Origin of the sequence: Streptococcus oralis (genome assembly GCF_026782085.1) — a bacterium.
In the GTDB taxonomy this organism is placed as follows: Bacteria; Bacillota; Bacilli; order Lactobacillales; family Streptococcaceae; genus Streptococcus; species Streptococcus oralis_DA.
Genome location: NZ_JAKUVW010000004.1, coordinates 379,859 through 392,583 on the forward strand (window position 1 = coordinate 379,859; position 12,725 = coordinate 392,583).

14 protein-coding genes are annotated in these 12,725 nt (G+C 41.1%); 1 reads left to right on the plus strand and 13 read right to left on the minus strand.

The window, feature by feature from the left end; genetic code table 11:
* Positions 1–68: 68 nt before the first annotated feature.
* On the minus strand, positions 69–1,298 hold the full coding sequence (locus tag MK395_RS03950; protein WP_268711315.1) for a tetratricopeptide repeat protein: 1,230 nt from the start codon (positions 1,296–1,298) through the stop codon (positions 69–71).
* Entirely contained in the window at positions 1,288–2,454 is a 1,167-nt protein-coding gene (locus tag MK395_RS03955; protein ID WP_268711316.1) for an AI-2E family transporter, read from the minus strand. The genes MK395_RS03950 and MK395_RS03955 overlap by 11 nt, the downstream gene beginning before the upstream one ends.
* Before the next feature lie 144 nt (positions 2,455–2,598).
* Here MK395_RS03955 and MK395_RS03960 point away from each other — a divergent pair, with 144 nt between their 5' ends.
* Complete coding sequence (locus tag MK395_RS03960) at positions 2,599–3,612, plus strand: lactonase family protein (RefSeq protein WP_268711317.1); 1,014 nt, start codon at positions 2,599–2,601, stop codon at positions 3,610–3,612.
* Positions 3,613–3,645: 33 nt separating this feature from the next.
* Here MK395_RS03960 and MK395_RS03965 read toward each other — a convergent pair whose 3' ends face one another.
* The 11 genes from MK395_RS03965 to MK395_RS04015 form a co-directional block, all read right to left on the minus strand.
* Positions 3,646–4,065: a F0F1 ATP synthase subunit epsilon gene (locus MK395_RS03965; protein ID WP_000940836.1), complete on the minus strand. Its 420-nt coding sequence runs from the start codon at positions 4,063–4,065 to the stop codon at positions 3,646–3,648.
* Between the two features lie 10 nt (positions 4,066–4,075).
* Positions 4,076–5,482 (minus strand): F0F1 ATP synthase subunit beta, encoded by a 1,407-nt coding sequence (atpD, locus tag MK395_RS03970; RefSeq protein WP_000094372.1) that lies wholly within the window; start codon positions 5,480–5,482, stop codon positions 4,076–4,078.
* 85 nt (positions 5,483–5,567) lie between these two features.
* Positions 5,568–6,446 carry a F0F1 ATP synthase subunit gamma gene (locus MK395_RS03975; protein WP_000301228.1) on the minus strand — a complete coding sequence of 293 codons (879 nt, stop codon included), beginning with the start codon at positions 6,444–6,446 and terminating at the stop codon, positions 5,568–5,570.
* A gap of 15 nt (positions 6,447–6,461) precedes the next feature.
* The gene (atpA, locus tag MK395_RS03980) at positions 6,462–7,967 is read right to left on the minus strand and encodes a F0F1 ATP synthase subunit alpha (protein WP_268711318.1); all 1,506 of its coding nucleotides are present in this window, start codon (positions 7,965–7,967) and stop codon (positions 6,462–6,464) included.
* Positions 7,968–7,981: 14 nt separating this feature from the next.
* The gene (locus tag MK395_RS03985; RefSeq protein WP_268711319.1) at positions 7,982–8,518 is read right to left on the minus strand and encodes a F0F1 ATP synthase subunit delta; all 537 of its coding nucleotides are present in this window, start codon (positions 8,516–8,518) and stop codon (positions 7,982–7,984) included.
* On the minus strand, positions 8,518–9,012 hold the full coding sequence (gene atpF / locus MK395_RS03990; protein WP_000558544.1) for a F0F1 ATP synthase subunit B: 495 nt from the start codon (positions 9,010–9,012) through the stop codon (positions 8,518–8,520). Before atpF ends, MK395_RS03985 begins: the two co-directional genes overlap by 1 nt.
* Before the next feature lie 13 nt (positions 9,013–9,025).
* Positions 9,026–9,742 (minus strand): F0F1 ATP synthase subunit A, encoded by a 717-nt coding sequence (gene atpB / locus MK395_RS03995; RefSeq protein ID WP_000392869.1) that lies wholly within the window; start codon positions 9,740–9,742, stop codon positions 9,026–9,028.
* Between the two features lie 34 nt (positions 9,743–9,776).
* Positions 9,777–9,977 carry a F0F1 ATP synthase subunit C gene (locus tag MK395_RS04000; protein ID WP_001054556.1) on the minus strand — a complete coding sequence of 67 codons (201 nt, stop codon included), beginning with the start codon at positions 9,975–9,977 and terminating at the stop codon, positions 9,777–9,779.
* A 230-nt stretch (positions 9,978–10,207) separates the two neighbouring features.
* Positions 10,208–10,519: a CHY zinc finger protein gene (locus MK395_RS04005; RefSeq protein ID WP_268711320.1), complete on the minus strand. Its 312-nt coding sequence runs from the start codon at positions 10,517–10,519 to the stop codon at positions 10,208–10,210.
* Between the two features lie 14 nt (positions 10,520–10,533).
* Entirely contained in the window at positions 10,534–11,820 is a 1,287-nt protein-coding gene (locus MK395_RS04010) for a peptidase U32 family protein (RefSeq protein ID WP_000169124.1), read from the minus strand.
* Between the two features lie 137 nt (positions 11,821–11,957).
* Positions 11,958–12,656 (minus strand): GntR family transcriptional regulator, encoded by a 699-nt coding sequence (locus MK395_RS04015; RefSeq protein WP_268711321.1) that lies wholly within the window; start codon positions 12,654–12,656, stop codon positions 11,958–11,960.
* Positions 12,657–12,725: the final 69 nt, after the last annotated feature.

A 12,725-nucleotide genomic window follows, 5' to 3' on the forward strand; every position in this document is an offset into this window, starting at 1 on the left:
GGTCTTTCAAATCATTCATTTAAAGTCATTCGTTTCTGTTAATAAAATTTTACAAAAAATAGAAATAATTAAAGTGTCTCTAAGAGTTCTTGCATCTGAACATCATCTGGAATGAGTTTTAAATAAGCTTCAGCTTGCACTTTGGCTTCTTCAAAATACCCCAATTCACGCAAAAGATAAGTATACTGCTCCAGAAACTCAGGATTATCCTTAAGGTCAGACGATAGTTCCCGATAGAGCTCATAGGCCTTATCTAAATCCTCGATTTCCTGGTAAGAACGGGCAATCATCCACTTGGTCAGGAGATTTTCAGGTTCTTGACTTTGGAGAGCGATAATATCTTCGTACCGTTCTTGTTCCATATAAATGGTTGCAAGGCGAAGGAAAATTTCTTCTGTATCCTCTGCATCTTCTTTGGCAGTAAGGAGAAACTGCTCAGCACTACTAGGATCATGCAATTCATACGAAAACTGAGAAGCAGCTAGTAAGAGCCGAGTTTCAAATGGATTTTTCTCCAAACCTTGTTTAACGATACGAAGGGCCTCTTCCACCTGATGTTCCTTGTGCAATGCTTGACTGTAGCCATACTCATATCCTTCAAAATCAGGTGAAATGGTATCAATCTGCTTAAAGTAAATAACAGATTTTTGATACTCTTCTTGGTCAAAATAAAGACTAGCCAGTTCAAAGGCAGTTTGGTCATCGTATTCTAATTCTAAAGCTTTTTCTAAGAATTCAGTTGCAGCTTCAAACTTACCTAACTGGGCATAAGCGAAACCAATTCGTTGATAGGTTGAGACACCCGTTTGCTCATAGATGGAGCGATTGTCTAATTGAGCATAACCCTGAATAGCTTCCTGATAATTCCCTAACTCGCTATCCAACTCAGCCAAACCAAAAACTAATAAGGGATTGTCTGAGTAGTTTAGGGCTTCCAGTAACTTTTCACGCGCTACATCTGTCAATCCTTCCAACTGATAGAGGTCGGCCTTCAAGGCCAAGGCCGATACATACCAGTCACTTTCGGGTGTGATTTCCTCAAGGTAAGCAAAGGCTTCCTCAACATTGCCATCCTCACTAGCAATGCTTGCTAAATTCAGATTCACTTCTGGGAATTCTGTAACGATATGTTGGTAAATTTCTTTTGCTTGAGGATAAAAACCAATTCCCTCTAGATAACTTGCTAGTTCATAAAGAACTTCACTTGAATCTGTTTCGAGGGCTTTGTGAAAATACTGATCCGCTTTGGTTAAATCCTGTTCATCCAAAGCCTGGAGCATGCGTTGACTATTGTTCACTCTTGATTTCCTCCCCTTCTTCTTCATACAGACCGCTGACTTTTTTATACCAGTTAAAGATAGCTGAGATAACAACCTTGGCAGAAGCATAGACGGGAATTCCCAGCAAGACTCCCCAAATACCAAACATAGACCCTGAAGTTAGGAGAACAAAGAGGACATTAATCGGATGGATGTTTAGCTGACTACCTAAAATAAGCGGAGAAACGAAGCGACCTTCAATCGTTTGTTCAACAATAAAGACAACGATTACTTTCAAAAGCATCACAGGTCCTGCTATTAAACCTAAAACCAGAGCAGGCAACATGGCGAGGAAACTACCTAGATAAGGGACTAGATTTAGAATACCAGCCGTTACACCTAGAGTGACAGCGTAGCGCAAACCGATAAACTTAAAGAAGATAATAAACATGATAGCTACAATAATAGCTACTGTAACTTGTCCTCTAACATAGTTTGACAGCTGTTTATTGACATCTGATAGGATTTCACCCACAGGTTCTTTTAACTTGTTTGGGATGAATTTAGTCAGGTAATCTCGCAAGCCTTTCCCATCTCTCAAAAGATAAAAGAGCATGAAGGGTACGATAATAACCGCTACAATGACTTGGGAAACACTACTGATAAAGGCGCTAACCCAGTTAACAGCTTGAGAAGAGATTTTGCTCGCCCACATGGTCGCCTCACTAGAAACATTGGCAAGAACCTGCTCCAACTGTGGTCTAAAATCATCTGGCAAGCGTTTGGTTACAAGGTCATTGATCACCTTATCAGCATCTTCCAGGTATGTCGGCACATTCTTCGCAAAATTTAAGACTTGACGTTGCAGATTAGGAATTGCGACTGCCAATCCCCAAATGATAAAGAGTCCGATAATGACAAAAACAATACTAATGGCAAGGACACGATTGATCTTGTGTTTCTCCATCCAGTCCACAATCGGATTGAGGAGGTAATAAAGTAAACCAGATAAAATAACTGGCAACATGACAACCCCTAGAAAATCCAAAACTGGTAAAAAGATAAAACTAATCTTACTTAGAATAAAAATGTTTAGCCCCAGTAACAAGGTTACTAAAAATACAGTGATGGCTTTATTATCTAAAAACCACTTAAAAAACCAAGATAGGCTAAAATGTTTCTCTTTATGTTCCATAAATACATCCTTTCTGTCATTCTCTCATTATACCATTTTTAGACTAAAATAACTCTTTTTTAAAGTGCTTACATGGATGAATCTAGTGCTTCATGACTGCCATTTTGTGGTATAATGAACATATCATTATTAAGAGGTATGGACATGAAAGAAATTGTTTATTTTGGAACTTACACTCGTCGCTTATCTAAAGGGATTTACAAGGCAGATTTTGATACAGAAACAGGCCAGCTTGCAAATCTTGAGCTCTTTGCTGCTGAACCAAGTCCAACCTACCTTGCCTTTGATCAACAGCAACACTTATACACTGTAGGGAGCCAGGATGGCTTAGGTGGAATCGCTGCTTACAAGACAGATGGCGCTTTGCTAAATCATGTGGTTGAAGAAGGCGCTCCTCACTGCTACGTTGCAGTGGATGAAAAGCGTGGTCTCGTTTATGGGGCCAACTATCATAAGGGTCAAGTTCTGATTTATAAACGTCAAACGGATGGTAGCCTCATCCAAACAGATCTAGATCAGCATAGTGGACAAGGTCCTCATGAAAACCAAACTTCCCCACATGTACACTTTACGGATCTAACACCTGATCAGTACCTTGTCACATGTGATTTAGGAACAGATGAGGTAACAACCTATGATGTTAGTCAAGAAGGAAAACTAAATAAACTATACACTTATCACAGCCAAGCTGGAGCAGGTGCACGCCACATCGTTTTCCATCATCATTATAAGATTGCCTATCTCATCTGCGAACTTAATAGCACGATAGAGGTCTTGATTTATGATGGAGTTGGTGAATTTGAACGCATGCAAGTTATTTCAACCTTACCAGATGGATATGAGGGATTTAATGCTACTGCTGCCATTCGTCTTTCAAAAGATGGTAAATACCTCTATGCATCCAACCGAGGTCATGATTCCATTGCAGTCTATACAATCCTCGCTGATGGTAGCTTGGAATTATTAGAGATTGTTCCAAGTCATGGTAAAAATCCACGTGATTTCGACCTAACTCCTGATCAAGAGTTTCTCATTGCTGTTCATCAAGATTCTGATAACGCAACCGTCTTTAAGCGCAATCCTAAAAGTGGTCGTCTTGCAGAGCTTTCTAACGACTTCCATGTCCCTGAAGCAGTCTGCATCAACTTCTTACATTAAAAAAAATGAACTTGAGTTTCAAGTTCATTTTTTTTATAGTCTATTTCCGACATTGATACGGTTGATAGCACGTTGCAATGCGATTTTTGCGCGACGTTCTTGGTCAATCAAATGCTTATCATGGGCTTCTTCGATTTCTCGTTCAGCGCGAAGTTTCGCACGTTCTGCACGACTGATATCGATATCACGAGCACGCTCTGCTGAGTCTGCTACAATGGTAATGATATCATTAGCAATCTCGATAATTCCTCCGTTCACTGCAATCCAGTTCACATGAGTATCATCATCGATACGTTTTACCTTTACTTCATCAACCGCTAAAACCGCAATCATATTTTCATGTCGTGGCAAGATCCCCATCTCACCATCCAGAGTTCGTACCGATACAAAGCTGGCATGGTGATCATAGACGAGGCCATCTGGTGTCACGATCTGGACAGTTAAATGAGCCATAGATCACCTCTTAAAATCCCATTTTTTCTGCCTTAGCAATGACGTCTTCGATTGAACCGACACCACGGAAGGCATCTTCTGGTAGCTGGTCATGTTTTCCTTCAAGGATTTCCTTAAAGCCACGAACTGTTTCCGCTACTGGCACATAAGAACCAGGTTGACCAGTAAATTGTTCGGCAACGTTAAAGTTTTGAGACAAGAAGAACTGGATACGACGGGCACGTGCAACCAAGGTCTTTTCTTCATCAGAAAGTTCATCCATACCAAGGATAGCAATGATATCTTGCAATTCATGGTAACGTTGAAGGACACGTTTAACCTCAGCAGCAACTGCGTAGTGCTCCTCACCAACAATCTCAGGTGCCAAGGCACGAGAGCTTGAAGCCAACGGATCAACGGCTGGGTAGATACCCAACTGTACCAACTTACGTTCCAAGTTTGTAGTTGAATCCAAGTGAGCAAAGGCTGTTGCTGGCGCCGGGTCAGTATAGTCATCGGCTGGCACATAGATAGCCTGGATAGAGGTTACAGAGCCCTTCTTGGTTGATGTGATACGCTCTTGCAATTGACCCATTTCTGTAGCAAGTGTTGGTTGGTAACCAACGGCTGAAGGCATACGACCCAAAAGGGCAGATACTTCTGAACCAGCTTGAGTGAAACGGAAGATATTATCGATAAAGAGAAGCACATCTTGGCCTTCTACATCACGGAAGTATTCAGCAATTGTCAAACCAGTAAGGGCAACACGCATACGTGCTCCTGGTGGCTCATTCATCTGACCAAATACCATGGCTGTTTTCTCGATAACGCCTGATTCTTTCATTTCCCAGTAAAGGTCGTTCCCTTCACGAGTACGTTCCCCAACACCGGTAAATACTGAAATACCACCGTGTTCTTGGGCAATGTTGTGAATCAATTCTTGGATCAAGACAGTTTTACCAACTCCGGCACCACCGAAAAGTCCAACTTTACCACCTTTTAGGTAAGGGGCAAGAAGGTCGATAACCTTGATCCCTGTTTCTAAGATTTCAGATGAGGTAGACAATTCATCAAAAGTTGGAGCTTTCTTATGAATTGGCTGACGCTCAGCGTCTTCAGCGAAAGGAGCATCCAAGTCAATCGTATCCCCCAAAACGTTGAAGACACGTCCCAAAGTTTCTTTACCTACTGGCACGGAGATTGGACGGCCTGTGTCCAAAACTTCCATTCCACGAGTCAAACCATCTGTTGATTCCATGGCGATCGTACGGACCATACCATCACCCAACTCCAAGGCTACTTCAAGGACGATTTTTGTTTTTCTTTCGTCATTTTTGTAGACGACAAGTGCATTATTAATCTCAGGAAGTGTTTCCCCTGCTGCAAACAAGACGTCTACAACGGGTCCGATAACCTGAGCAATTTTACCTGAACTCATCTCCTTCTCCTATTCTATATAAGATACTGTCGGTTCCTAGCTCAACTAGGTCCTAAGTTCATTTTGATACGAGGGAGGCAAAGCCTTATTCTAAGGCACTAGCCCCCGCTACGATTTCTGTAATTTCTTGTGTAATCGCCGCCTGTCTAGCACGGTTATACTGGATTGTCAAATCATTGATGACCTTTTTGGCATTATCGGTCGCCGTTTGCATGGCGGTCATACCTGCAGCATTTTCAGCTGTCTTGGCATCGATAATAGCCCCGTAAATCATACTTTCGGCATACTGTGGCAACAACTGCTCTAGAATCTCATCACGGCTCGTTTCTAACTCAAAGGTCAAGCTATACTCTTCATCCGCTTCATTTGGATCCAAGTCAACAATCGGAAGCATTTGTTCCACACGCATTTGACTTGTGAGAGTATTGACATGATGGTTGTAGCAGACGTACAATTCATCAAAAAGTTCGTTTTGGTACATCTCAATCGTTTTTGAAATAATTTTACGAACTTCATCAAAACTAGGTTGATCTGCCAAGCCACGTAGTTCATAGATTGGCTGAATACCACGAGCCTTAAAGAAATCAGCTCCCATACCACCGATACAGATTATCTCAAAATCTTTACCATCTGGATGGTATTCTTCTTTCAACTCCATAACGGCTTTAAGGATGGAAGCATTATAACCTCCAACCAAGCCACGGTCTGAAGTGATAACGATATAGCCTGTTTTCTTAACTGGGCGACTGATGAGCATCGGATTGGTTGAACCACCAGATCCGTTACCATGCAGAATATCCGTCAAAAGCTTACGAACTTTCTGAGCGTAAACTTGGAAGTTGCGCGCTGCTTCTTCAGAGCGACCTAACTTGGCAGCCGATACCATTTGCATGGCATTAGTGATTTGACTCGTATTTTTGGTTGAGGCGATTTTTGTTTTAATATCATTTAGAGATACTGCCATCTGACACCTCTATTCTTATTGGAAGCTGGATTGATTGAGAAACTCTGTAATCGCAGCATCCAAGACTGCTTCTTCTGGCAAGTCTTTTGTTTCACGAATGGTTTCCAAAATCTCTGGATAATGAGCATCAAAGAAAGCATGGAACTCTTCCTCAAAACGAACAATGTCATCTACAGGAATCGTATCCAAGAAACCATGTGTCAAAGCATAGAGAACGGTTACTTGTTTCTCAACAGGTAGTGGTTTATGGACAGGTTGTTTCAATACTTCCACAGTACGACGGCCACGATTTAACTTAGCCTGTGTTGCTGCATCCAAATCAGAACCAAACTTGGTGAAGGCTTCCAACTCACGGTATGAAGCAAGGTCGATACGGAGTGTACCAGCTACTTTCTTCATAGCTTTAATCTGTGCCGACCCCCCTACACGGGATACAGATGAACCCGCATCAATGGCTGGACGAATACCCGCATTGAAGAGACCATCACCAAGGAAGATTTGTCCGTCAGTGATAGAAATCACGTTGGTTGCGATATAGGCAGAGATATCTCCTGCTTGTGTCTCGATAAATGGTAGGGCTGTAATAGATCCACCACCAAGTTCATCAGAAACTTTAGCTGAGCGCTCAAGCAAACGGCTGTGAAGGTAGAAAACATCCCCTGGGAAGGCTTCACGACCTGGTGGACGACGAAGCAAGAGGGAAAGCTCACGATAAGCGACCGCTTGTTTTGAAAGATCATCATAAACAATCAAAACATGCTTGCCTTGGTACATAAATTCTTCTGCCATAGCAACTCCAGCATAAGGAGCTAGGAAGAGCAATGGAGATGGTTGTGAAGCAGAGGCTGTCACAACGATTGTGTAGTCCAAGGCACCGTACTGACGAAGTGTTTCTACTTGCGTACGGACTGTTGATTCTTTTTGTCCAATTGCTACGTAGATACAGATCATATCTTGACCTTTTTGGTTCAAGATTGTATCAATCGCAATAGTTGTTTTCCCTGTCTGACGGTCACCAATAATCAACTCACGTTGACCACGACCAATCGGTACTAGGGCGTCAATAGCTTTCAAACCTGTTTGCAATGGTTCTGATACAGACTTACGTTGCATAACGCCAGGAGCTGGCGCTTCTACTGGACGAGTCTTGTCAGTATGGATGTCACCAAGACCATCAACTGGACGACCAAGTGGGTCGACAACACGTCCGATTAGGCTGTCCCCCACAGGTACTTCCATAATTTTACCTGTACGGCGAATGGTATCACCTTCACGAATATCTGTAAAGTCTCCAAGGATGATAATCCCAACGTCTGTAGACTCCAAGTTTTGCGCCATCCCATAAGAGCCGTTTTCAAAGATCAACAACTCTCCACTCATGGCATTTTCAAGACCGTGAGCACGCGCAATTCCGTCCCCGATATAGGTTACAACACCTGTTTCAGACACATCAAAATTGGGTTTGAAATTTTCAATTTGTTGCTTAATTAAAGCGCTGATTTCTTGTGCGTTAATTGCCAAAAGAACACCACTTTCTATTTCAAATTTTCTTTAACAACTCGAAGTTGTTGTTTAATACTCACATCAATTGTCTTGTGATTAGCAAAAATGACAAAACCACCAATGAGCCCTTCATCAATTTGTTCTTTAATACTCCGTACTTTCAGAGACATTTTTTTCTCTATCAAGGGAAGCAAACGTTCCTTCTGTTCATCTGTTAAAGAATGAGCTGAAGAAATCGTGACTATAAACTGATTGGTTTCTCTTTCAAGACGATTCAAACAATCAACAATGATATCATAAAAAAGATTTGCTCTGTGATTGTAAATCAGAACCTGAATAAAGTTTTGCATTAAAGGTGAGACAGAGTCTTGAAAGAAACCAACTGTTTTTTCCTTATCAGACTCATCAACTGCCACCTGAGCTAAAAAAGAAGGTAAGCCCGTTTCTTCTGCGACTTGCTTGATTTGATCCAAGTCTGAAAAAATCCGGTCCTCTTCTCCTTTTTCAATCACTAATTGGACAAAAGGCATGCTGTATTTTTCAATTACCTTTGCTGTTTTCTTGTCCATTAGGCTTCTCCTAGCTGATCGATATACTGATCAATGAGTTCCTTATGAGCATGACTGTCAAGGTTTTTTGAGATGATTTTACCAGCGAGACTAACGGTCAAATCTGCCACCTCGCCCTTAACACTTTGCAAAGCCTCAGCTTTATTCTGAGCAATTTCTTGATTCGCCTTCTCTTTTAAGCGACCTGCTTCTACTTTAGCATCTGCCAGAATATCTGCTTTACTCTTTTCTGCAGTCTCTTTAGCATTTTCAATGATTGTTTTGGCCTCGTTGCGACTTCCAGCCAATTCATCTTCACGTTTTTGAGCAAGAGTTTCTGCTTTTTGACGAGCTTGTTCAGCTCCATCAATATCAGCAGCAATTTTATTTGCCCTTTCTTCGAAGACACTTGTCAAGTTTGACCACGCATATTTCTTAACTAAGACAATCAAAAGGATAAAAGAGCCAGCGATTAAAATAAAGTTACCAATTAATTCACCTACTGTTACGTGCATCTGTTACTCCTTTCTACTCTTCTCCATCATTTATCTTATTTCCTAAGTACATAGAAGACAACATGGTAAACACATAGGCTTGGATGCAGGAAATAAAGACAGAAAAGGCTGTCCAAGCCAAGTTAGCACCAAAAGCAACTGGATACCAATATAGAGCTTGATGAGATAGAGTGATTAGCAAACTAGCCATCACTTCTCCAGCAAAGATATTTCCGAACACCCGCAAGGCAAGTGATAAAAAGTTGGTAAACTCTTCTAAGATATTCATGGGAGTCATAAAGCCAGGTGTGATATAGGCTTTTAGATATTTTTTAATCCCACGGCGACGAATCCCTTCAATATGGGTCATCAGGATAATTCCAAATGACAAGGCCAAGTCAAACTGGAGATTTGCAGTTGGCGATGTCCAAAGGTTTGTCCCATCTGTAGTTTGAAGTTTGGCCATCAAACCGAGGTTATTTGCCAGTACCATAAATAGAAATAGACAAAGGAAAAAGAGCGAGTAGTCTTTCATGTAGCTTTTACCAATGTTAGGTTCTGTAAATCCAATAACGAAGTCATAGAAATACTCAAGTACATTTTGCTTTCCTTTGGGTTTCAAAGTCATATTGCGACTTGCCCAATAGATAAAGCCAAAAACAACTCCCACAATCAACAAGGTCATGGCTAACATGGTTAAATCAAAGGTAACAGGACCAATATTGATGGTTGGATTGATACTTTCTTCCATCTAGAATCCTCCCTTTTCTTCTCGTTCCATTTGTCTATTTGATGACGAATGAAAAGACGAGGGTAACCAAGAACGTTCCTTCAATAAAGGCAATCCCCATGATCATTAAGCTACGTAATTGTGGGATGATGTCTGGTTGGCGAGCTGCTGATTTGAACAAACCGTTCATCAACATACCTTCTGCAAGAGATACACCCATACAGGCAAGACAAAGACCGAAAAATGTTAAATTCATGATGAATTCTCCTTTTATTTAAAATTTACTTACTTAGTTTAGTCCTAAAATTTTGATTTGTCAACTTTTTACTTACGTTGAAAGCGTTTCAGATAATATATTTCTATTTTTGCTATTTTTACACCATTCTATAGAAAGTTTTTCCATTTTAGATTGCGAGTTTTTCTTGATTTTACTATATTTTCTGAAATAAACTGAAAAATACAAGTTTGAAACTTGTATTTTTCAGTTTATTTAAAATAGTAGGAATAGTGTTGTTTACACCCTGGATTAAATGGAGATTTGCAATAAGGGCAGGCTATTTGTTTTTGATATTCTTGAAATGTTATTGTCCTCTTACAAGCCCCACATAAAATCGGTCGATCCTCCGCAAGCGTCAAGGGGTAAGGTGAAAACAAATGCGTTTCTATAGCATTGTGGCACTGATAGCAAGCATAGTATTTTTTACACTCATAGCACTGGAGGGAAATAATATCCTTTTCACCATGATAGTGAACACATCTGCTTTCATTATCTACCAACAATCCTTGCACTTGAATCATTCACTTTTCCTTATCTAGGCACGAACTGTGACACTTGTCCCGTCTTCCTTATAGAGATTGATAAGACCTTCTTTGAGAGCTCGAACCATATCCCCAGCTTGCACAGGTTGAGGAACCTTAATGGTCAAGAGTTCCATTGGATTTGGAGCACGGTCGATTTTATTGCCTTTAGAATCGTGAAGATTTTCGATATAGGTTTCAAAATGACGGAAACCTGGTCCATAAAACTCAACTTGATCTCCTTCATTGATAACATTCCGTTGACGAATGGTTGCTGTCTGGGTTGCATCATCATAAGAAACCACCTCAGCGACAAACTTGTATTCAGGGATTTTACGACGTGCACCAAACAACTGTTCATTTTCTGTAGGTGTGCTATAGTAGAAACCTGTTGCCAATTCACGTTGGGCAACTTTCCACATCTCATCTACCAGGTCTTGTTTAATAGCTTCAAATTTTTCTGGGCTTTCAAGGTAAGCATCCACAGCCGCCTTGTAACAGTTGGTCACAGTTGAAACATAGTGGATTGACTTCATACGACCTTCAATTTTTAGACTATCTACACCATTTTCAATCATATCTGGAATATGATCAATCATAGACATGTCAACGGCTGACATTGAAAATTCTTCTGGAATTTCACCTTTAAGACTCTTACGTTCTTGACCAAAAGGCATGTCGTAAAGGTCGTATTTCCAACGGCAAGACTGCGAACAACCACCACGGTTGGCATCGCGCATACTCATGTGGTTTGAAAGCGTACAGCGACCTGAGTAGGAAATACACATCGCTCCATGTACAAAGGCTTCAATCTCTACGTCTGTGCGTTTGCGAATCTCTGCCAATTCTTCCATTGAGACCTCACGCGCCAAAACGACACGAGTCAAGCCCAGTTCTTTCCAAAATTCAAGCGTTTCATAGTTCGTCGCACTGGCTTGAGTAGAGAGGTGGATTTCAAGACCTGGTGCTTCTGTTGCTGCAATCATAATCAAGGCCGGATCTGACACGATAACTGCCGCAATCCCAATGTCACGCAACTTACGGAACCACTCACCAGCCCCAGCTTCATTTCCTTCGTGCATAACCATGTTGGCAGCTACATAGACCTTGGCACCATACTTGGCAGCGAACTGCACGCCTTCTTCCATCTGTTCAAAGGTGAAGTTTCCTGCACGGCTACGAAGACCATAAGCTTGTCCACCTATAAAAACAGCATCAGCTCCATACCGAACAGCCACTTTTAGCTTCTCTAAAGTCCCTGCAGGCGATAAAACCTCAGGACGTTTTAATGTTTTTGTCATTTTTTCTCCTATTTGCAATATAAAAGTTTGACGTTTTTCCTTCTCATTTTATAGTAAATAAAGGATAAAATCAAGCCTAGACAGATTGTTTTGACAATTCTAATCTTTTAAGAAAACAAAAAACTAGCCTTTCTAAACTAGTTATTTTCAAGATAAAATTCAAAGCGTTCACCCACGTATTGACTCTTTACATATTCAAAAGCTGTCCCATCTTCAAGATAAGAAACCTGAGTCAAGGCTAAAATCGCATGCCCCTTTTCGACTTCCAGATAGTCAGCAATCTTTTCCTTAGCCAATCTCGCATAAATGGTCTGTTGGGATTTGCCAATCCGGTAGCCATACTGCTGCAAAGTTTGAAAGAAGTGACTGGTGATTTCTTCTTTTTTGAAATCCTTAATAAATTTCTCAGGAATGGATGCGACTTCATAGACTAGTGGAACTTGGTCAGCATAACGCACCCGTTCCATGCGGATAATATTCTCTGTTGGAGTAATCCCCAGCTTTGCGACCTCTTGCTCATTTGGAATGGTTCTTCTGTAAGAAATGAGTTGGCTGGAAGGTACTTTCCCTTGAGATTTGACAATCTCCGTAAAACTGGTTGTTCCTCGCATTGTTTCTTGGACACGAGTGCTAGAGACAAAGGTTCCACTTCCTACACGACGCTCCAAAACTCCTTCCTCGACCAAGAGAGAGAGAGCTTGGCGTAATGTCATCCGGCTAACTTGAAACTGTTCAGCTAAATCTCGCTCACTTGGAAGCCTCTCTCCGATTTTCCAATGATGCTCATCTATATCCTTCTTGATCTGATCGTGGATTTTCATATAAGCTGGTAACATGATTCTCTCTTCTTTTCTTTATTTTCTCCATTGTACCGTATTTGCTAAGAAAAAGTCAAACTTTGCCTT

What these genes read in the sequence shown, in the direction of transcription:
- MK395_RS03960 (WP_268711317.1), top strand. Translation starts at nt 2,599, where the DNA reads ATGAAAGAAATTGTTTATTTTGGAACTTACACTCGTCGCTTATCTAAA.
- MK395_RS04015 (WP_268711321.1), bottom strand. Translation starts at nt 12,656, where the DNA reads ATGTTACCAGCTTATATGAAAATCCACGATCAGATCAAGAAGGATATA.
- atpB (WP_000392869.1), bottom strand. Translation starts at nt 9,742, where the DNA reads ATGGAAGAAAGTATCAATCCAACCATCAATATTGGTCCTGTTACCTTT.
- MK395_RS04000 (WP_001054556.1), bottom strand. Translation starts at nt 9,977, where the DNA reads ATGAATTTAACATTTTTCGGTCTTTGTCTTGCCTGTATGGGTGTATCT.
- MK395_RS03965 (WP_000940836.1), bottom strand. Translation starts at nt 4,065, where the DNA reads ATGGCTCATTTAACTGTCCAGATCGTGACACCAGATGGCCTCGTCTAT.
- MK395_RS03955 (WP_268711316.1), bottom strand. Translation starts at nt 2,454, where the DNA reads ATGGAACATAAAGAGAAACATTTTAGCCTATCTTGGTTTTTTAAGTGG.
- MK395_RS03975 (WP_000301228.1), bottom strand. Translation starts at nt 6,446, where the DNA reads ATGGCAGTATCTCTAAATGATATTAAAACAAAAATCGCCTCAACCAAA.
- atpF (WP_000558544.1), bottom strand. Translation starts at nt 9,012, where the DNA reads ATGCACGTAACAGTAGGTGAATTAATTGGTAACTTTATTTTAATCGCT.
- atpD (WP_000094372.1), bottom strand. Translation starts at nt 5,482, where the DNA reads ATGAGTTCAGGTAAAATTGCTCAGGTTATCGGACCCGTTGTAGACGTC.
- MK395_RS04005 (WP_268711320.1), bottom strand. Translation starts at nt 10,519, where the DNA reads ATGATTCAAGTGCAAGGATTGTTGGTAGATAATGAAAGCAGATGTGTT.
- MK395_RS04010 (WP_000169124.1), bottom strand. Translation starts at nt 11,820, where the DNA reads ATGACAAAAACATTAAAACGTCCTGAGGTTTTATCGCCTGCAGGGACT.
- MK395_RS03985 (WP_268711319.1), bottom strand. Translation starts at nt 8,518, where the DNA reads ATGGACAAGAAAACAGCAAAGGTAATTGAAAAATACAGCATGCCTTTT.